Below are 18,738 nucleotides of genomic sequence, written 5' to 3'. Positions count from 1 at the left end.
ACCGCGCCGTGCGATGCTATCGCCATGTCCGAGCCCCTCGCCCGCGCGCAATACCGCCTGGCCGCGCACACTCCCGCGCAGCTGCCCCCCGACGCCGGCTTCGAGGTCGCCTTCGCCGGCCGCTCCAACGCCGGCAAGTCCAGCGCGCTCAACGCCCTGTGCCGCCAGAACGCCCTGGCGCGGGTGTCCAAGACCCCCGGCCGCACCCAGCAGCTGGTGTTCTTCCAGATCGCCCCGCACGAGGACCGGCACCTGGTGGACCTGCCCGGCTACGGCTACGCCAAGGTGCCGCGCGAGCTGCAGGCGCACTGGCAGGCATTCGTGGCCGGCTACTTCGAGCGCCGCCAGGCGCTCCGCGGGCTGGTGGTGGTGATGGACATCCGCCACCCGCTCAAGGACTACGACCGGCAGATGCTCGGCTACGCGGTGCAGCGCGCGCTGCCGGCGCACGTGCTGCTGACCAAGGCCGACAAGCTCAGCCGCGGCGGCGCCGGCAACGCGCTGCAGGCGGTCCGCCGCGACCTGAAGGCCGAGTTCGGCGCGGGCGTCGGCGTGCAGACCTTTTCGGCGTTGGCCAAGCAGGGGCTGGACGAGGCGCGCGCCGTGGTCGAGGGCTGGCTCGGGCTCTGAAACCGCGCCGCGCCCGGCACCCACCGCGGCGTCCGGCCGACATGCTTGCATGGCCGCCGCATTCGCTCCGGGGAACGACGCCCGTGACGTGGCGCGGGGCTGGCAGGACCCGTGACCCGGCGCCCTTCTGGCGAGGGTGGCATTCGCGAGCGCCGCACTCCGTATGTCCTCTGTGAGCCGGCGCCCTGCCGGTACGGAGAGACGCGATGAAGATCCGGATCCTGGCCCTGGCGGCTGCACTGCTGGCCGCGGGCGATGCCGCCGCGGTGGAACCCGAGCTCGGCGCCGAGCAGGTGAACATCGATACCTCGCTGGTGCTCGGCCTCGGCGGGTCGGTCAACCAGCGCCTGGCGCAGGCCTTCGAGCTGTACGAGCCGGGGCTGCTCAGCCACCTGATGCTGCCGCTGTCCTGCCAGCCCAAGGCCACGGTCTACGTCACCATCGAGAAGACCAGCGGCGGCGTGCCCAATGGCTCGGTGGTGGCCGAGGAGAAGGTTCCCGGTTACGTGTTCACCTCGATCCCGACTCCGGCGGTGGGCATGCGCATGGTCGAGTTCACCAGGCCGGCCAAGCTCGATGCCGGGCAGTACGCCTTCACGCTGACCGCCTACGACGGCGACTGCGGCGTGTACGTGGGGCCGAACGGGGGCAGCTACCCCGGCGGGCGCGGTTACTTCATCGCCGACGGAAACGGCCCGGCCTGGATCGAGCTGTTCGATGCCGGCGGCATCCGCGACATGGCGTTCCAGGTCTACCATCGGCCGCTGTGAGCGGACGCGCCGATCCGGCCGCCGGATCCTGGCGCGCTCGGAGGCCCGTTGGAGTGGCCGTGCTCGCGGACGCATCCGCCGCGCCGGCCTCCGCGGCCCACGGCCGAAGGCCACGAACACTTCGCCGGGGTTGGCGGTGATCGCGGACGTCTTCGGCCGCGCCGGCTTTCGCGGCCATGGGCCGCTCCTACAGGAAGCTCGATGCCGCGGGCAGTCGCCCGACGGCGCAGGCGATTTTCCTCTGTAGGAGCGGCCCATGGCCGCGAAGGCCGCGGGAGGCTCCAGCGGGGTGGGCGGTGATCTCCGTTGCTGCCAGCCGCGCCGGTCTTCGCGTGCATGGCAGGTTCCTGCGGTCCCGCCGGCGTTGGTGGCTCCCCCGGATGCCGGCCCGGCACCACACGGTGGCGGAACACTGATGCGCCGCGTGCGGCGCTTAACCGGGGCACCGCAGCGGATATAGTGAGCGCCTGCGACGCCCGCATCGTGCCGGCGTCGCTTCCGTTTCCAGAGCGAGCGCGCCCTTGTCCAGCCCCAGCCAAGCCGGCGACGCGCCGGTCGAGCACCGCCAGCAGCTGGTCGACTACATCGCCGCCGGCGAGAAGCCGCGCGCCGACTGGCGCATCGGCACCGAGCACGAGAAGTTCGGCTTCCGGCTCGACGACCTGGAGCCGCCGGCCTTCGACGGCGAGCGCGGGATCGAGGCGCTGCTGCGCGGCATGACGCGCTTCGGCTGGGAGGAGGTGCGCGAGAACGAGCGCACCATCGCCCTGGTGCGCGACGGCGCGTCGGTCACCCTCGAACCGGCAGGGCAGCTGGAGCTCTCGGGTGCGCCGCTCGAGTCGATCCACCAGACCTGCAGCGAGGTCGGCGCGCACCTGCTCGAGGTCAAGACGGTGGCCGACGACCTGCGCCTGGGCTTCCTCGGCATGGGCTTCCAGCCGAAGTGGCGGCGCGAGGAGATGCCGTGGATGCCCAAGGGCCGCTACGGGATCATGCGCGCCTACATGCCGAAGGTCGGCGGCCTCGGCCTGGACATGATGACCCGCACCTGCACGGTGCAGGTCAATCTGGACTACGCCAGCGAAGCGGACATGGTGCGCAAGTTCCGCGTGTCGCTGGCGCTGCAGCCGGTCGCCACCGCGCTGTTCGCCGACTCGCCTTTCACGGAAGGGCGGCCCAACGGCTACCTCAGCTACCGCTCGCGCATCTGGACCGACACCGACCCCGACCGCACCGGCATGCTCGACTTCGTCTTCGACGAGGGTTTCGGCTACGAGCGCTACGTCGATTACATCCTCGACGTGCCGATGTACTTCGTGTACCGCGGCGGCGCGAATTCCGGACAGAACTACGCCGACGCCAGCGGCCAGAGCTTCCGCGACTTCCTCGCCGGCCGCCTGCCGGCCGCGCCCGGGACGCTGCCGACCCTGCGCGACTGGTCCGACCACATGACCACCGCCTTCCCGGAGGTGCGGCTGAAGAAGTACCTGGAGATGCGCGGCGCCGACGGCGGGCCCTGGAACCGGATCTGCGCGCTGCCGGCGTTCTGGACCGGCCTGCTTTACGACGATGCCGCCCTCGACGCCGCCTGGGACCTGGTGAAGGACTTCACCCTGGCCGAGCGCCACGCCCTGCGCGACGGCGTGCCGCGGCATGCGCTCAAGCTGCCGTTCCGCGGCGCCAGCGTGCGCGAGCTGGCGATCGAAGCGCTGAAGATCTCCGTGGCCGGCCTGCGCCGCCGCGATGCGCGCAATGCCCAGGACGCCGACGAAACCCACTTCCTCGATCCGCTGATCGAGTTCGCCGAATCCGGGGAGACGCCGGCCGAGCGCAAGCTCGCGCTGTACCACGGCGAGTGGGGCGGCGACATCGACCGGGTGTTTCGCGAGTTCGCCTACTGAACCCGCGCGGCAGCCGGCGCCCGTGGGCGCCGGCGGAGAATCACTCCGCGTCGAGCCTGCGCACCTCGAGGATCTTGCCGTCGGCGACCAGGCCGGCGAGCTCGTTGCGATACAGCGGGATCACTTCCTGCTCGTCCCAGGTGATCTCGGAAAGATCGCCGCGCAGTTCGTTGACGGCGCCGCGGCCCTTGGGCCACGCGCCCATCTCGGTGATCACCATCACCTGATCCGCGGTCACTTCGCGCACCTTCATCAGGCCATAGGCCTTGCGGTCCTCGTTGTCCCCGAACGACACGCCCGAGAAGTGGGTGACCTCGGCGGCGTAGAGGTCGCCAGGCTGCGGATCGGCGAGGATCGGGTCGAGTTCGGCCTGTGCGGTGGCGGCGCCGGCGCCCGGCGCGGCGGGTCCCGAGCAGGCGGTGGCCGCGGTGGCGAGCACCAGCGCCAACAGCAGACGCGAGGACAGCGGGCGGAAGAGATCGGGCATTGGATGACGTCCCTGTTGTTGGTGTGGGAAGGTGGCTGCGCGTGCGTCGCGGCAGTCTGATCCAAGCGAGGGTGACGTTCAAGCGGGCGGGCTGGGTGCCCCTGGGGGCAGGCGGCGGATCGCCCCCTCGGCCGCCCGCGCTGCTCGCGCCGGCGGCGGCGCGCACGCACAGGCAACGCAGTCCTGCGTTAGGCTCGGGGAATGGCCACGACATCAGCGACCGACCGCGACGAACCCCTGCGCGAACCCGACTTCGCCGAAACCGATGCGCTGTTGCGCGACGACGTGCGCCGGCTCGGCGCCCTGGTCGGCGGCGTGCTCGCCGAGCAGGGCTCGCCGGCGCTGCTGGACGAGGTGGAAGGCGTGCGGCGCGCGGCGATCGCGCGGCGCGAAGCCGGCGACCCGATCGACGCGCTCGCCGAGCAGCTCTCGCGCGTGCCGCTGGCGGACGCCGAGGCGCTGGTGCGCGCCTTCGCGGCCTACTTCGGTGCCATCAACCTGGCCGAGCGCGTGCACCGCATCCGCCGCCGCCGCGACTACCAGCGTGCCGGCGAGGGCCCGCAACCCGGCGGACTCGAGGCGGTGCTGGCGCAGCTGCGCGACGACGGCGTGCCGCTCGAGGAGGTGCGCTCGCTGCTCGCGCGCATGCGCATCGAGCCGGTGTTCACCGCGCATCCCACCGAGGCGATCCGCCGCACCCTGCTGGAAAAGGAGCGCGACATCGTCCGCCGCCTGGTCGCCGACATCGATCGCGGCCGCACCCCGGACGAGCGCGAGGCCGACGTCGAGCGCATCCGCCAGGCGCTCACCGCGGCCTGGCAGACCTCGGAGGCGCCGCCGACCCGGCCCACCGTGATCGACGAGATGGAGCACGTCGGCTTCTATCTCGGCGATGTGCTGTACCGGGTGCTGCCGGCCTACTACCGCGCCTTTTCCGAGGCGCTGGAAAAGGTCTACGGCGAGCCGGCGGAGCTGCCGGTGCTGCTGCAGTTCGGCACGTGGGTGGGCGGCGACATGGACGGCAACCCCAACGTTGGCGCCGACACCATCCTGGCCACCCTCGCGGCGCAGCGCGCGCAGGTGCTCGGCTGCTACCGCCACGACCTGCGGCGGCTGATGACCATCCTCACCCAGACCCCGGACCGCGTCGCCATCGATCCGGCCGTCGCCGCGCGCATCGACCACTACCGCGAGCTGCTGCCGGACGCGGGGCGAAGGCTCAAGCCGCGCCAGGCCGACATGGTCTACCGCCAACTGCTCGAGATGATGGCGGCCCGGCTGTCGGCTACCGGGCGCGGCCACGCCTCCGGCTACGCCGACGCGCGCGGTTTCATCGCCGACCTGGAGTTGATCGACGCCAGCCTGGCGCGCGGCCGCGGCGAGCATGCCGGCCGCTACGCGCTGCAGCGGGTGCTGCTGCGCGCGCGCAGCTTCGGCTTCCACCTGGCCGCGCTCGATCTGCGCCAGGATTCCGCGGTGCACGATTCCGCGATCGCGGCGCTGCGCGACGAGCCGGACTGGCCGGAGCGCGCGGTGGAGGCGCGCACCACCGACCTGCACGGCTGGATCGGCGGCGCGGCGCCGGCCGCGCCGGACGCCGCGGATGCGGTGTCGACGCTGGATGTGTTCCGCGCCGTGCGCGACGCCCGCCAACGCTACGGCGAGCATGCCTTCGGCCCGTACATCATCAGCATGAGCCGCAATGCCGCCGACGCCCTGGCGGTCCTGGCGCTGGCGCGGGTGGCGGGCTGCGTGGAGGACGGCGCGGTGCCCTTGGACGTGGCGCCGCTGTTCGAGACCGTCGACGACCTCGACGCCGCCCCGGCGGTGATGCGCGCGCTGTTCGACGACCCGGTCTACCGCGGCCACCTCGCCGCACGCGGCGACCGCCAGACGGTGATGCTGGGCTATTCCGACAGCGCCAAGGACGGCGGCCTGCTGGCCTCGCGCTGGGCGCTGCAGCGCACCCAGGTGGAGCTGACCGCCCTGGCGAAGGCGGCCGGCGTACGCATCGTGTTCTTCCACGGCCGTGGCGGTTCGGTCAGCCGCGGCGGCGGCAAGACCGGCAAGGCGATCATCGCCGCGCCGCGCGGCTCGGTGGACGGCAGCCTGCGCGTCACCGAGCAGGGCGAGGTGATCCACCGCAAGTACGGCATCCGCGCGCTGGCGCTGCGCAATCTGGAGCAGGCCACCGGCGCGGTGCTGCGCGCGAGCCTGCGTCCGCGGCCGCCGGAGCCGCGCGAGGGGCGCTGGCGCGAGGTGATGACCGACCTGGCCGCACGCTCGCGCGCGCACTACCGCGCGCTGGTGCACGAGCGCGACGGCTTCGTCGACTACTTCCGCGCCGCCACCCCGATCGACGTGATCGAACGCCTGCAGATCGGCTCGCGGCCGTCGCGGCGGCGGGACGGCGGGGTCGGCAACCTGCGCGCGATCCCCTGGGTGTTCGCCTGGTCGCAGAACCGCTCCGGCCTGACCGGCTGGTACGGCGTGGGCACCGCGCTGGCGCATGGTATCGGGCGCAACGGCCTGGACGAGATGGTGGCGCTGGCCCGCGACTGGCCGTTCTTCGCCGCCGCCATCGACGACGTCGAGATGCTGCTGGCCAAGTCCGACCTGGCGATCTTCGAGCGCTACTCGCTGCTCGCCGGCGAGGCGCACGCCGCGTTCTACGCCGACATCGCCGGCGAGTTCGCCCGCACCCGCGATGCGATCCTGGCGATCAAGCAGCGCGACGCGATCCTCGCCGACGACTACCGCCTGCGCCTGTCGATCCGCCTGCGCAATCCCTATGTCGACCCCATCAGCCTGCTGCAGGTGGAACTGCTGCGCCGCTGGCGCGCCGGCGGCAGCGAGGACGGGGAGACGCTGCGGGCGCTGATCGCCACCGTCAACGGCATCGCCGCGGGCATCCAGAACACGGGCTGAGCCCGCGCCCGCAGGAACCGGCAGCCGGCCGCATCCGGCCTGCGCGTGCACGGCACGCCCCTGCATGGGGACGCCATCCGCGTCGTTGGTGGTGTATACTCCCCACCAGTATCTGTTCGCGATCCCATGCCGCATTCCCCAGCCGAAAAGAAGCGCGTCCTCACCCGCCTGCGCCGCATCCGCGGCCAGGCCGAGGCGCTCGAGCGTGCGCTCGAGGAGGGCGCGGAGTGCGGCGCGGTGCTGCAGCAGATCGCCGCCATCCGCGGCGCGGTCAACGGGCTGATGTCGGAGGTGCTGCAGAGCCACCTGCGCGAGGAGCTCGGGCAGATCGCCGCGCCGTCGGCGCGCAGCCAGGCCAGCATCGACGACGCCGTCGCGCTGGTTCGCTCCTATCTCAAATGAGCTGCCCAAAAATGATCCGGATCCGGGAGAAAACCCCATGAAGTCACGTGCCGCCGTCGCGTTCGCAGCCGGCAAGCCGCTGGAAATCGTCGAGATCGACGTCGCCCCGCCGCAGGCCGGCGAGGTGCTGGTGAAGATCACCCACACCGGCGTCTGCCACACCGATGCCTTCACCCTGTCCGGCGACGATCCGGAGGGCGTGTTCCCGGCGGTGCTGGGCCACGAGGGCGGCGGCGTGGTGGTCGAGGTCAGCCAGGGCGTGACCTCGCTCGCGCCGGGCGACCACGTGATCCCGCTGTACACGGCGGAGTGCCGCGAGTGCAAGTTTTGCAAGTCCGGCAAGACCAACCTGTGCCAGGCCGTGCGCGCCACCCAGGGCAAGGGCCTGATGCCCGACGGCACCACGCGTTTCTCCTACCAGGGCGAGCCCATCTACCACTACATGGGCACCAGCACCTTCAGCGAGTACACGGTGGTGCCGGAGATCTCGCTGGCGAAGATCGATCCCGAGGCGCCGCTGGAGAAGGTCTGCCTGCTCGGCTGCGGCGTCACCACCGGCATCGGCGCGGTGCACAACACCGCGAAGGTGGAGGAAGGGGCGACGGTCGCGGTGTTCGGCCTCGGCGGTATCGGCCTGGCGGTGATCCAGGGCGCGGTGCAGGCGAAGGCGGCGCGCATCCTCGCCATCGATACCAATCCCGGCAAGTTCGAGCTCGCGCGGTCCATGGGCGCGACCGACTGCGTCAATCCGAAGGACCACGACCGGCCGATCCAGGAGGTCATCGTCGAGATGACCGACGGCGGCGTCGACTACAGCTTCGAGTGCATCGGCAACGTCGACGTCATGCGCGCCGCGCTCGAGTGCTGCCACAAGGGCTGGGGCGAGTCGGTGATCATCGGCGTGGCCGGCGCCGGCCAGGAGATCCGCACCCGGCCGTTCCAGCTGGTCACCGGCCGCGTCTGGCGCGGCTCGGCGTTCGGCGGCGTCAAGGGCCGCACCCAGCTGCCGGGCATGGTGGAGCAGGCGATGCGCGGCGAGATCGACCTCGATCCGTTCATCACCCATACCCTGCCGCTGGAGCGCATCAACGAGGCCTTCGACCTGATGCACGAGGGCAAGTCGATCCGGACGGTGGTGCATTTCCAGGAGCCGTGATTCGGGGTGCGTGATTGGTGATTGGTGATTCGACAAAGCGAAGAGCGAAACACCTGTCGATCGCCGAGATCGCTCCATCCGTGCGCTTCTACCGCTCTTTCGAATCACCAATCACGACTCACCAATCACGACTCACCCAATGACCAACCAGCGAACCGACCGTATCGAACATCACGCCTGCTTCGGCGGCTGGCAGGACGTCTACCGGCACCGCTCCAACGTGCTCGGTTGCGACATGACGGTGGGCGTCTACTTCCCGCCGCAGGCCGATCCGGCGCATCCCCGGCACGCGCCGTGCCCGGTGCTGTACTGGCTGTCCGGGCTGACCTGCACCGAACAGAACTTCATCGCCAAGGCCGGGGCGCAGCGCTACGCCGCCGAGCACGGGATCATCCTGGTGGCGCCGGACACCAGCCCGCGCGGCGACGAGGTCGCCGATGCGGACGGCTACGACCTCGGCAAGGGCGCAGGCTTCTATGTCAACGCCACCCGCGAGCCGTGGGCGCGGCACTACCGGATGTACGACTACGTCGTCGACGAGCTGCCGGCCTGGGTGGAGGCCGACCCGGCCGCCAATGGCGTGCGCGCGATCAGTGGACACTCGATGGGGGGCCACGGCGCCCTGACGATCGCGCTGAAGAATCCCGGTCGCTATCGCAGCGTCTCGGCGTTCGCGCCGATCGTGGCGCCGTCGCAGGTGCCCTGGGGCGAGAAAGCGTTCGGTGCCTACCTCGGGGACGACCGCGAGGCCTGGAAGGCCTACGACACAGTGGAACTGGTAGGGGCGGCACGGGAGCGGCTGCCGCTGCTCGTGGACCAGGGGGGCGCCGACGAGTTCCTCGAAGGCCAGCTCAGGCCGCAACTTTTGCAGGCCGCCTGCGAGAAGGCCGGACATCCGCTGCAGCTGCGCATGCGTGCCGGACACGATCACAGCTATTACTTCATCTCCAGTTTCATCGGCGAGCACATCGCGTACCATGCGTCGGCCCTGAAGGCCTGAGCGCCGCATCACCACCCCGATGGAGGAGAAGTGTCAGACCGGGATCTCGTGTTCTACGTCAAGTGCCGGGTGAAGCCGGAGCGCGCCGAGGACTGGCTGCAGGCGGTCCGCGCGATCATCGATCGCATGTCGCAGGAGGAGACGTTCGTCTCCTGCCGGCTGCACCGCGACGCCCAGGACCCGACGCTGTTCACCCTCTACGAGCGCTGGGCCGAGCCTTCGGTCGAGGCGTTCCTGCAGAACCAGGACAAGCCCTACCGGCGCGAGTACGAGGCGCTGCTGCCGGACCTGCTGCAGGGTCCGCGCGAGCCGCAGGTGCTCGAACCGCTGGAAGCGTGGCACCGCGCAGCGCCGCGCGACTGACGCGCCCGCGGCGCCCGCGGCGATGGGCCGCTCCTACAGAGGCGGCTGGCTGAGTCCACCGTAGGAGCGTGCCATGCACGCGAAGGCCGACGCGGTCGGCAACGCCTGGGATCGCCGCCAGCCCGGCCGCAGGAACACGGCTCGCGGCCACGGGCGGCCTCGTGCTACTCCGGCGCCAGGAAATCGGTGTAGGCGAAGCGCCCGTCGCGCAACACCGTCTCGCCGCGGCGCAGCGAAAGCGCGCGCGAGAACATCGGCCCGGCCTCGACGCAGGTATGGAACTCGCCGTTCTCGCCGCAGGGGTCTACCTGCGGCGGCAGCGCATCGAGCAGGGCGGTGTCGTACGCGCGTCCGGCGAACCCGGCGTCGAGCTGCTGCGTGTCCACGCAGCACAGATGCGTGCGCATGCCGGCCGCGATCATCGCCCGCGCCAGCGCCGCGGTGTCGGCGCCGAACAGCGGGAACAGCGCGCTCCAGCCCAGCCGCGCGCACAGCGCTTCGCGCCAGGCGCGGATGTCGGCCAGGAACAGGTCGCCGAAGGCGATCCGGTCCAGCCCGGGCCAGCGCCCGCGCGCATGCTCCAGCGCGGCGGCGAAGGCGGCCTCGTAAGTGGCGTTGTCGCACTCGCGGGGGATCCGTGCCTCCAGCAGCGGCAGGCCGGCAGCATCGGCCTGCGCGTGCAGCACCTCGCGACGCACGCCCTGCATCGATGCGCGCTCGTAGCCCTCGGTCACGGTGGTCAGCAGGGCGGCCACCTCCACATCGCCCAGGCTGCGCAGCCGGTGCAGCGTCCACGCAGAGTCCTTGCCGCCGCTCCAGGACAGCAGTACCGGCGGCCGCGGGTCGCCTTGCGCCGCGGCGATGTCAGCCGCCCCTGACGTCGCGCAGCTGCCAGGTGCCGCCGGCGAGCAGGCGCAGCCGGTGCTTGAGCACGCTGCCCGGGATCGAGGTGTGGGCGACCAGGTCGATGTGCAGGTCGTTCTGCTCGCCGTCGACCCGGGCCTGCGGATCGGTGGCGCCGAGCGCCGGGTCGACCCCGTCGGGATCCTCCTGGGCGTCGCGCCAGCGCACGAACAGCGCGTCGCCGCGCAGCGCCTCCTGCAGCTCCTCCGCGAAGCCGTCCGCGCCCTGCGAGCGGAACGCATGCTCGCCGCTGGCGCGGGTACGTTCGGGTGCGGGCAGACGGATGAAGTAGCGCGTGCTCATGCGGTTCCTCGCGGTCGGATGGTCGTCGGTGGCGACCAGACTGCGGCCCGCGCCGTTAGCCTGCCGTCATCGCGGCGCCGCTCATCCACGCCGGATCCCGACCGGCAGGCTCGCCAGCCGCCGCATCTCCGGATCGTCCAGCAGCTCCGGATCCTGCAGCGCGGCCATCGCGAAGTCGTGGGCGTCGTCGCCCCAGAACAGGTCGTCGCCCAGCGCCAGCGTCGGCACGCCGAACACACCGGCGGCGACCGCGGCGCTGGTGTTGGCGTGCAGCGCGGCCTTGACCTCCGGCGCCGCCAGCGCCTCGGGACGCAGCTGCAAGCGCTCCAGCACCGGTGCCAGCGCTTCGACGCTGTCGCCTGCGTTGCCCTGGGCCCAGATCCAGTCGAACACCGCATCGATCGCGGCGCGGGAGTTGCCCGCGGCGATGGCCAGCCGCAGCGCCGCCAGCGGGTTGAACGGGTGCGCCGGCGGGAAGCGCAGCGGCACGTGCGCGCGGCGCGCGCGCCAGAGGATGTGGCGATAGGCGAACTCGCGCTTGCCGGGGATTTCCGCCGGGCCGCGGTTCCCCAGCGCCTCCAGGATCGCGGCGAACAGGATCGGCACCGGCTCGATGCCGTGTTCCTCCAGTCCGTCGCGCAGCCGGCGCCACTGCAGGTAGGAATAGGGCGAGATGAAGTCGAAATACCAGCGGGGGGTCATGGCCAGCTCCGATTGCACCGGGCCATTATCGCCCGCTGCGGAGGCCTGGCGGCCCGCCCCGGCGGCGACGCCGCCGTAGGAGCGGCCCATGGCCGCGAAAGCCGCGGGAGACTCCGGTCGGGTGGCGGCGACTCAATCTCGGCCGAGGATGATCCGCGCCGCGCGCTGGTAGGTCCAGTACGCCCAGGTCCAGTTGAGCAGCACCACCACGCGGTTGCGGAAGCCGATCAGGAAGAACACGTGCGCGAGCAGCCAGAACCACCAGGCCAGCACGCCGGAGAGCTTGAGCCGGCCCAGGTGCACCACCGCCGCCATGCGCCCGATGGTGGCCAGGTTGCCGTAGTCGCGGTAGCGGAACGGCGCGATTGTCCTCCCGGCAAGGCGGGCGCGGATCGCGTGCGCCACGTGGCGGCCCATCTGCTTGGCGGCCGGCGCCACCCCGGGTACCGGCCTGCCGTCCTGCTCCAGCGCCGCCAGGTCGCCGGCCACGAAGATCTCCGGCTGCCCGGGCGCCTGCAGGTCCGGCTGCACCGGTACGCGGCCCGCGCGATCGAGCGGCACTCCGAGGGTGGCGGCCAGCGGCGAGGCGGCGACGCCCGCGGCCCAGACCACGGTACGCGCAGGCACGAACGCCTCGCCGAGGTGGTAGCCCTCGCCGTCGATCGCGGTCACGGCCTGGCCGGTGGAGACTTCCACGCCGAGCCGCTGCAGCTGGCGGCGCGCCTGCTCCGAGAGGTCCTCCGGAAAGCCCGCCAGGACCCGCGGGCCGGCCTCGATCAGGCGTACCCGCGCCGCGGCGGGGTCGATGTTGCGGAACTCGCGCTTCAGGGTATGGCGCGCGATCTCGGCCAGGGTGCCGGCCAGTTCCACCCCTGTCGGGCCGCCACCGACGATGGCGAAGCTGAGCCAGGCGGCGCGCCGGCGCGGATCCGGCTCGGCCTCTGCGCGCTCGAAGGCCAGCAGCAGGCGCCGGCGCAGCTGCAGGGCATCGTCCAGAGTCTTGAGCCCGGGCGCGTGCTCCGCCCACTGATCGTTGCCGAAATAGGCGTGGGTGGCGCCCGCGGCCAGCACCAGCTGGTCGTAGATCAGCTCGCCGCCGTCCTCGAGCAGAACCCGCCGGCGCGGCGGGTCGATCGCGCGCACCGCTGCCATGCGCACCTCGACGTTGCGCTGCCCGCGCAGGATGTGCCGCAGCGGCGCGGCGATGTCCGGCGCCGAGAGCCCGGCGGTGGCCACCTGGTAGAGCAGCGGCTGGAACAGGTGGTGGTTGCCTCGATCGACCAGGGTGATGCGCACCGCGGCGCGCGCCAGTCCGCGCACCGCCCAGAGGCCCGCGAACCCGCCGCCGATCACGACGACGTGGGGCACCTGATCGGGCGAGATGGAATCGGGAGCGGGCATCGCCCGGCCATGATGCCCGAACCGCGCGCCGGTCTCGTCAATGCGTCTGCGCGCGCGCAGGAGCGGCCCATGGCCGCTAAGGCCTCGGGAGTCTCCGCTCGGATCGGCGGCGATCCCCGGCGCCGCCGGCCGCGCCGCTTTCGCGTGCACGGCACGCTCCTGCGGGCGCGGCGTCCCCGATCCGCCGGTCAGGGATACGCGCGCGGCAGTCCGCCTTCGGCTGCCGGGGTCTGCGCGCGCAGGTAGCGGTCGCGCAGCTCGGTCTGGCGCGAGCGCATCGGGATCGCGCGGCCGTCGAACCACACCTGGTCGGCGACGCTGGCGACGTCGAGCGGATCGCCGGTCCACAGCACCAGGTCGGCGCGCATGCCCGGGGCGATGGTGCCGATGCGGTCGGCCACGCCGAATGCCTCCGCCGGCACCCGGGTCAGCCCGGCCAGGCCGTCCTCCCAGGGCAGGCCGTTGGCGACCGCGTTGCCCGCCAGCTGCCGCACCTTGCGCGCGTTGTGCGAGCTGTCGCCGGACTGGGTGAAGCCGACCGCCACGCCGGCCGCGCGCAGCCGCGCCGCGTTCTCCAGGGTGGCGCCGATCTGGTCGAAGCTCGAGGGCAGGTTGACCAGCGGATCGACGAAGACCGGGACGTTGGCCGCGGCCAGCTGCGGCGCCAGCCTCCAGGCCTCGGCGCCGCCGCTGATGGCGATGCGCACGCCGTGGCGCGCGGACCAGCGCAGCAGCTGGCGGATGTCGGCGGCGCGGTCCACGCCGACGACGATGCGGCCGCCGCCGTCGAGGTACCGCGCCAGCGTGCTGCGCCCCGCGGGGGTGAGCAGGGCCGCGTGCGACTCGGCGCCGAGACGGCCGCGCGCCTCGTCGACCAGCTGGTCGAGCAGCATCCACTGCGCAGCGCGCGAGCTGCCGGTCAGGTTGGCGGCGCGCGAGCCGAGCTGGACGAACAGCAGCTTCGGCCCGGCCGGTTCCGGGCCGCCGTCCAGACGCATCACCGCGCCCTGGCCGCCGACGATCGAACCGCCGGCGCCGCTGCCGGCGCCGAGCAGGGTGAAACCGATGCCCTCCACCGTCGCCACCGGGATCAGCATCGAGTCCGGGTTGTAGGCCAGGGTGACGTCGAACTCGGGCCGCACCACCATGTGCTTGGCGTCGGCGCCCAGCGCCAGCTCGGCGTCGTTGGTGCTGTCCTCGCCGGACACCTCCTCCACGCCGATGCCGGTGATGCCGCCGAACAGCGCCGGCGTCAGCGGCCGGCCGTCGGCATCCACCACCTGCGCGCCGGCGGCCGCCAGGCCACTGCCGATCTCGGCGATGCGGCCGCCGCGCACCAGCACGTCGGCGTTCTGCAACGTGCCGCGCGCGGTGGCCGTATGCACGGTGGCGTTGCGGATCAGCAGTGCGGAGCCCGTCGCGGGCGTGGGCTGCTGGGCGAAGACCGGCAGCGCGAGGCCGAGCGCCAGCGCAGCCGCGGCCAGCGCCCCTGTGCGGCGGCTCATCGTGCACCTCCCTGCGCGGCGCCCTGGCCGAGCATGAAGTCCGAGACCGGCTGCCGCGTGCGGTCGCCGCGGTCGTAGACCCGGGCGCCGTCGATCCAGACCTGCTCGGCGTGCGCGTAAACGCTGAAGGGATTGCCGTTCCACAGCACCACGTCGGCCATCTTGCCGGCCTCCAGGGTGCCGGTCTGCTCGAGAATGCCCATCGACTGCGCCGGGTTGCGGGTGAGCCAGCGGATCGCGCGCTCCGGCGCGATCTCCATGCCGGCGCGGCCGGCGTTGGCCATCACCTTGGCGGCCTCCTGATTGAGCCGCTGGATGCCCTCGCTGGAGTCGGAATGCACGATCGCGCAGCTGTTGGCCGGGCGGTCCACCAGGGCGATGTTCTCCTGGATGCCGTCCAGCGCCTCCATCTTGAAGCCCCACCAGTCGGCCCACAGCGCGCCGCAGATGCCCGCGTCGGCCAGCTCGTCGGCGAGCTTGTAGGCCTCCACGCCGTGGTGGAAGGCGGCGATGCGGAAGTCGAACTCCTTCGCTAGATCGATCATCACCGCCATCTCGTCGGCGCGGTAGCAGTGGATGTGCACCAGGATGTCGCCGTTGATCGCGCCGGCCAGGGTGTCGAGCTTGAGGTCGCGCTTGCCGCTGCCGCTGTCGTTGTCGCTGCCGCCGGAGCGGCGCCCCCGGCGGCTGCGCGGCGCCTCGTCCGGCTTGTGCTTCTTCAGGTATTCGGCGGCCTCGATGAAGGCCGCGCGGTAGCCGGCGACGTTGCCCATGCGCGTGGCCGGACCGCTCTTCTCGCCGTAGACGCGCTTGGGGTTCTCGCCGCAGGCCATCTTCAGCCCGTGCGGCGCGCCCGGAAACTTCATCCCCTGCACCGTGGTGGCGGCGACGTTCTTCAACGTCACGCCACGGCCGCCGACCAGGTTGGCCGAGCCCGGCAGGATCTGCAGCGCCGTGATGCCGCCCGCCAGCGCCGCGCCGAAGCCCGGGTCCTGCGGCCAGACCGAGTGCTCGGCCCAGACCTGGGCGGTGACCGGGTTGGTCATCTCGTTGCCGTCGCTGTGCGCGCGCACGCCGGGGCTGGGGTAGACGCCCAGGTGCGAGTGCACGTCGATCAGGCCCGGCGTGACCCACTTGCCGGTGCCGTCGACGCGGGTGGCGCCCTCCGGCGCCTCGAGGCCGGGGCCCACCGCGACGATGCGACCGTCCGCCAGCAGCACGTCGGCGCCGTCCAGGCGCTCGCCGTTGCCGGTCAGCACCACCGCTCCGGTGATCAGCACGGGCGGCGCGGCGATCGGGCTGTAGGTGCTGGCGTACGGGTCCTCGGCGAAACGGGAGGGGCGGGCGTCCTGCGCGTAGGCAGGGGCGAGCAGCAGCACCGCGGCCAGCGCGGTGGTCAAGGGTCGAAGCATCGAGGTTCCCCGGCAGCGTGCCAAACCGCCAACCTAGCCCGCGCCGGATGCGCTGCCTACCCGACGGAAGTCATGGGGGAACCGGACCCTGCCGGCCCTCGTACTCCGGATCGGCCGCGGGCTCGGTTAACATCCTGGACCATGAAGGAAAAAGACCAGATCGTAGGCAACTGGCTGCCGCGCTACACCGGCGTCCCCCTGGACGCGTTCGGCGAGCACATCCTGCTGACCAACTTCGGCGGCTACCTCGGCCATTTCAGCAAGCTCACCGGCGCCGAGGTGGTCGGCATCGACCGGCCGATGCCCAGCGCCACCGCCGACGGCATCACCATGATCAACTTCGGCATGGGCAGCCCCAACGCCGCGACGATGATGGACCTGCTCTCGGCCATCCGTCCCAAGTCGGTCTTGTTCCTGGGCAAGTGCGGCGGCCTGAAGCGGAAGAACCAGCTCGGCGACCTGATCCTGCCGATCGCGGCGATCCGCGGCGACGGCACCAGCAACGACTACCTGCCGCCGGAGGTGCCAGCGCTGCCGGCGTTCGCGCTGCAGCGCGCGGTCTCGACGATGATCCGCGACCTCGGCCACGACTACTGGACCGGCACGGTGTTCACCACCAACCGCCGGGTCTGGGAACACGACGAGACCTTCAAGCGCTACCTGCGCAGGCTGCGCTGCATGGCGATCGACATGGAGACGGCCACCATCTTCGCCGCCGGTTTCGCCAACCGCATTCCCAGCGGCGCGCTGCTGCTGGTCTCGGACCAGCCGATGATCCCCGAGGGGGTGAAGACCGAGGCCAGCGACGCGCGGGTGAGCTCGGAGTTCGTCGAGAGCCACATCCAGGTCGGCATCGAGGCGCTGCGCCTGATCCGCCGCCACGGCAAGTCGGTCCGCCACCTCCGCTTCTGAGCGCCCCGCGGCGCATGCGTAGGAGCGTGCCATGCACGCGAAAGCCGGCGTGGCGGCCAGGCCCGAGATCACCGCCAACCTGGTCGGAACCAATCGCGGCCTTCGCGGCTATGGGCCGATCCTACGGGGCACCGAGCTGCTGCGGGGCACGGTGCGCCCGGGGAGACCGGCATCGATGTCGCGGCGCGAGCCGCCGGCGCCGTTCTCGTCGATCGCCCGCGCCGGCTATCCTGTCCGCCAATCCGACTGGATGTCCGAAATGACGACTCCGAACGACGTCACCGGTTTCTGGCGCGAGGCCGGCCAGCAAAAATGGTTCCTGGGCGGCGAGGAATTCGACCGCGAATGCGAGGCGCGCTTCCTCGGCGCGCATCTGGCCGCGGCGCGGCGCGAGGACGAGCATTGGCTGGAGAGCGCCGAAGGCGCGCTGGCGCTGCTGCTCCTGCTCGACCAGATCCCGCGCAACGTGTTCCGCGGCAGCGGCCATGCCTTCGCCACCGACGGGCTCGCGCTGCACTACGCCCGGCGCGCGGTGGAGGCCGGGCTCGACGGCGCCATCGAACCGCAGTTGCGCGCCTTCGTCTACCTGCCGTTCGAGCATTCCGAGTCGCTCGAGGACCAGCGCCGCTCGGTGGAGCTGTTCCGCGGCATCGGCGACGCCGACTACGACCGCTACGCCGTCGCCCATCTCGAGGTCATCGAACGCTTCGGCCGCTTCCCGCACCGCAACCGCGCGCTGGGGCGCGAAAACACGCCGGAAGAGCAGGCCTGGCTGGACGCCGGCGGCGGCTTCTAGCGGTCGCGGCCGGTTCCCGCCAGCGGCATGCCCTGCGCTCCGCAGGAGCGTCCCATGGACGCGAAGGCCGTGGGCGTGCCGGTCGGGTCGGCGGCCATACCGGGGATCGCCAGCCGCGCCGGCCTTCGCGGGCATGGCCCGCTCCTGCGGTGGTGCCATCGACGCGCGGGTCGGGCCGACGCGGCGGGTCCCGAGGCAATCAGTACTTCGGGATGCTGCCGTCGACCTCGGTGGACCACGCCTCGATGCCGCCCTCGACGTTGTAGACCTCGCTGAAGCCCAGTCCGCGGAAATGCTCCGCCGCCTGGCGGCTGCGCTGTCCGGTATGGCACAGGAACGCGAGCGCGGTGTCCTTCGGCGACGCCTCGAGCGTCCGCCGGGCGTCGCCGTCGAGCACCTCGAACGGCACCGGCAACGATGCCGCGGCGCGCTCGTCGGGCGGCCGCACGTCGACCAGGGTCAGGCTGCCTGCGCGCACGCGCGCGTCGGCCTCGGCCGGGGTCAGCGCGCCCACCGCCTTCGGTGCGTTGGGATTGTCGATGGCCAGGCCCTTGCCGCGCAGGTCGTCCACCCAGTCGATGGTGATGCCGTCGGCGCGGCGCGCGCTGGCCGGGTCGAACTGGATGCGCAGGCCCTCGCATTCGACGGCGATGGCGTTGGGGTCGGCCGCGGCGATCTGGAAGCGCGGCTGGAAGCGCGCATCGATCGCCAGCGCCAGCGCGGTCTCGGCGCCCGCGTCGGCCAGGGCGGCGCGCAGCATTTCCGCCGCGGCCGGGGTGACGGTGACGTCGCGCGGCGGGCTGCGGTCGACCGGCGGCAGGCCCAGCGCCTGGTTCAGCGCGCCGGAGTTTGCCATCTCTTCGATGATGTCGCTGCCGCCGACCAGTTCGCCGCCGATGTACAGCTGGGGGATCGTCGGCCAGTTGCCGTACGCCTTGATGCCTTCGCGGATTTCCTGGTCGGCCAGCACGTTCACGTGCGCGTACTCCACCCCGAGCCCTCCGAGCAGGCCCGCGGCCTTGGCCGAGAACCCGCACTGCGGCATGTCCGGGCTGCCCTTCATGAACAGGACGACGCGATTGTCGGCGAACAGCGTTTCGATGCGTTGGCGCAAGGCTGGGTCGAGGGTCATGGCGGTGCCGGGTGCGGTTGAACCGGCCATTTTAC

Annotated in this window: 18 protein-coding genes; 10 read left to right on the top strand and 8 right to left on the bottom strand. The window is 72.0% G+C overall.

Going from position 1 to position 18,738, the window contains the following annotated elements; translation table 11 throughout:
* Positions 1 to 24: 24 nt before the first annotated feature.
* The 3 genes from yihA to H0E84_RS12870 all read left to right on the top strand — a co-directional run bounded on the left by yihA (position 25) and on the right by H0E84_RS12870 (position 3,301).
* Complete coding sequence (yihA, locus tag H0E84_RS12880) at positions 25 to 630, top strand: ribosome biogenesis GTP-binding protein YihA/YsxC (RefSeq protein ID WP_180679050.1); 606 nt, start codon at positions 25 to 27, stop codon at positions 628 to 630.
* Positions 631 to 836: 206 nt separating this feature from the next.
* Complete coding sequence (locus H0E84_RS12875) at positions 837 to 1,400, top strand: hypothetical protein (RefSeq protein ID WP_180679049.1); 564 nt, start codon at positions 837 to 839, stop codon at positions 1,398 to 1,400.
* A 521-nt stretch (positions 1,401 to 1,921) separates the two neighbouring features.
* Positions 1,922 to 3,301 (top strand): glutamate--cysteine ligase, encoded by a 1,380-nt coding sequence (locus tag H0E84_RS12870; protein WP_180679048.1) that lies wholly within the window; start codon positions 1,922 to 1,924, stop codon positions 3,299 to 3,301.
* Between the two features lie 40 nt (positions 3,302 to 3,341).
* Here H0E84_RS12870 and H0E84_RS12865 read toward each other — a convergent pair whose 3' ends face one another.
* Positions 3,342 to 3,788, bottom strand: coding sequence for a hypothetical protein (locus H0E84_RS12865; protein ID WP_180679047.1), 447 nt, complete (start codon positions 3,786 to 3,788; stop codon positions 3,342 to 3,344).
* Between the two features lie 201 nt (positions 3,789 to 3,989).
* Between H0E84_RS12865 and ppc the strand changes: the two genes are divergently transcribed.
* The 5 genes from ppc (at position 3,990) to H0E84_RS12840 (ending at position 9,637) form a co-directional block, all read left to right on the top strand.
* Complete coding sequence (gene ppc, locus H0E84_RS12860) at positions 3,990 to 6,716, top strand: phosphoenolpyruvate carboxylase (protein WP_180679046.1); 2,727 nt, start codon at positions 3,990 to 3,992, stop codon at positions 6,714 to 6,716.
* Positions 6,717 to 6,842: 126 nt separating this feature from the next.
* Positions 6,843 to 7,118, top strand: a complete 276-nt coding sequence (frmR, locus tag H0E84_RS12855; protein WP_180679045.1) for a formaldehyde-responsive transcriptional repressor FrmR — start codon at positions 6,843 to 6,845, stop codon at positions 7,116 to 7,118.
* 37 nt (positions 7,119 to 7,155) lie between these two features.
* Entirely contained in the window at positions 7,156 to 8,274 is a 1,119-nt protein-coding gene (locus H0E84_RS12850; RefSeq protein WP_180679044.1) for an S-(hydroxymethyl)glutathione dehydrogenase/class III alcohol dehydrogenase, read from the top strand.
* A 139-nt stretch (positions 8,275 to 8,413) separates the two neighbouring features.
* Positions 8,414 to 9,274 (top strand): S-formylglutathione hydrolase, encoded by an 861-nt coding sequence (gene fghA / locus H0E84_RS12845; protein ID WP_180679043.1) that lies wholly within the window; start codon positions 8,414 to 8,416, stop codon positions 9,272 to 9,274.
* Positions 9,275 to 9,304: 30 nt separating this feature from the next.
* Positions 9,305 to 9,637, top strand: a complete 333-nt coding sequence (locus tag H0E84_RS12840; RefSeq protein ID WP_180679042.1) for an antibiotic biosynthesis monooxygenase — start codon at positions 9,305 to 9,307, stop codon at positions 9,635 to 9,637.
* Between the two features lie 164 nt (positions 9,638 to 9,801).
* Here the strand turns inward: H0E84_RS12840 and H0E84_RS12835 are convergent, their stop codons facing one another.
* The 6 genes from H0E84_RS12835 to H0E84_RS12810 all read right to left on the bottom strand — a co-directional run bounded on the left by H0E84_RS12835 (position 9,802) and on the right by H0E84_RS12810 (position 15,863).
* Complete coding sequence (locus tag H0E84_RS12835) at positions 9,802 to 10,461, bottom strand: Dph6-related ATP pyrophosphatase (protein ID WP_307774155.1); 660 nt, start codon at positions 10,459 to 10,461, stop codon at positions 9,802 to 9,804.
* A gap of 40 nt (positions 10,462 to 10,501) precedes the next feature.
* Entirely contained in the window at positions 10,502 to 10,843 is a 342-nt protein-coding gene (locus H0E84_RS12830; protein WP_180679041.1) for a hypothetical protein, read from the bottom strand.
* 81 nt (positions 10,844 to 10,924) lie between these two features.
* Positions 10,925 to 11,545 carry a 2-hydroxychromene-2-carboxylate isomerase gene (locus H0E84_RS12825; RefSeq protein WP_180679040.1) on the bottom strand — a complete coding sequence of 207 codons (621 nt, stop codon included), beginning with the start codon at positions 11,543 to 11,545 and terminating at the stop codon, positions 10,925 to 10,927.
* Positions 11,546 to 11,677: 132 nt separating this feature from the next.
* Positions 11,678 to 12,946 (bottom strand): NAD(P)/FAD-dependent oxidoreductase, encoded by a 1,269-nt coding sequence (locus H0E84_RS12820; protein ID WP_180679039.1) that lies wholly within the window; start codon positions 12,944 to 12,946, stop codon positions 11,678 to 11,680.
* Between the two features lie 188 nt (positions 12,947 to 13,134).
* Positions 13,135 to 14,451, bottom strand: a complete 1,317-nt coding sequence (locus H0E84_RS12815; RefSeq protein ID WP_180679038.1) for an amidohydrolase family protein — start codon at positions 14,449 to 14,451, stop codon at positions 13,135 to 13,137.
* Positions 14,448 to 15,863: an amidohydrolase gene (locus H0E84_RS12810; RefSeq protein WP_180679037.1), complete on the bottom strand. Its 1,416-nt coding sequence runs from the start codon at positions 15,861 to 15,863 to the stop codon at positions 14,448 to 14,450. Before H0E84_RS12810 ends, H0E84_RS12815 begins: the two co-directional genes overlap by 4 nt.
* Positions 15,864 to 16,004: 141 nt before the next feature.
* Between H0E84_RS12810 and H0E84_RS12805 the strand changes: the two genes are divergently transcribed.
* Entirely contained in the window at positions 16,005 to 16,775 is a 771-nt protein-coding gene (locus tag H0E84_RS12805; protein ID WP_180679036.1) for an AMP nucleosidase, read from the top strand.
* A gap of 259 nt (positions 16,776 to 17,034) precedes the next feature.
* Positions 17,035 to 17,571, top strand: coding sequence for a DUF924 family protein (locus H0E84_RS12800; protein ID WP_425600490.1), 537 nt, complete (start codon positions 17,035 to 17,037; stop codon positions 17,569 to 17,571).
* A 199-nt stretch (positions 17,572 to 17,770) separates the two neighbouring features.
* On the opposite strand, the gene grxD is transcribed toward H0E84_RS12800, so the two are convergent.
* Positions 17,771 to 18,703 (bottom strand): Grx4 family monothiol glutaredoxin, encoded by a 933-nt coding sequence (gene grxD / locus H0E84_RS12795; RefSeq protein WP_180679109.1) that lies wholly within the window; start codon positions 18,701 to 18,703, stop codon positions 17,771 to 17,773.
* Between the last annotated feature and the right edge of the window lie 35 nt (positions 18,704 to 18,738).

It is taken from the genome of Luteimonas salinisoli (assembly GCF_013425525.1).
Lineage (GTDB): Bacteria > Pseudomonadota > Gammaproteobacteria > Xanthomonadales > Xanthomonadaceae > Luteimonas > Luteimonas salinisoli.
This window is presented reverse-complemented; position numbering and strand designations above follow the sequence as displayed.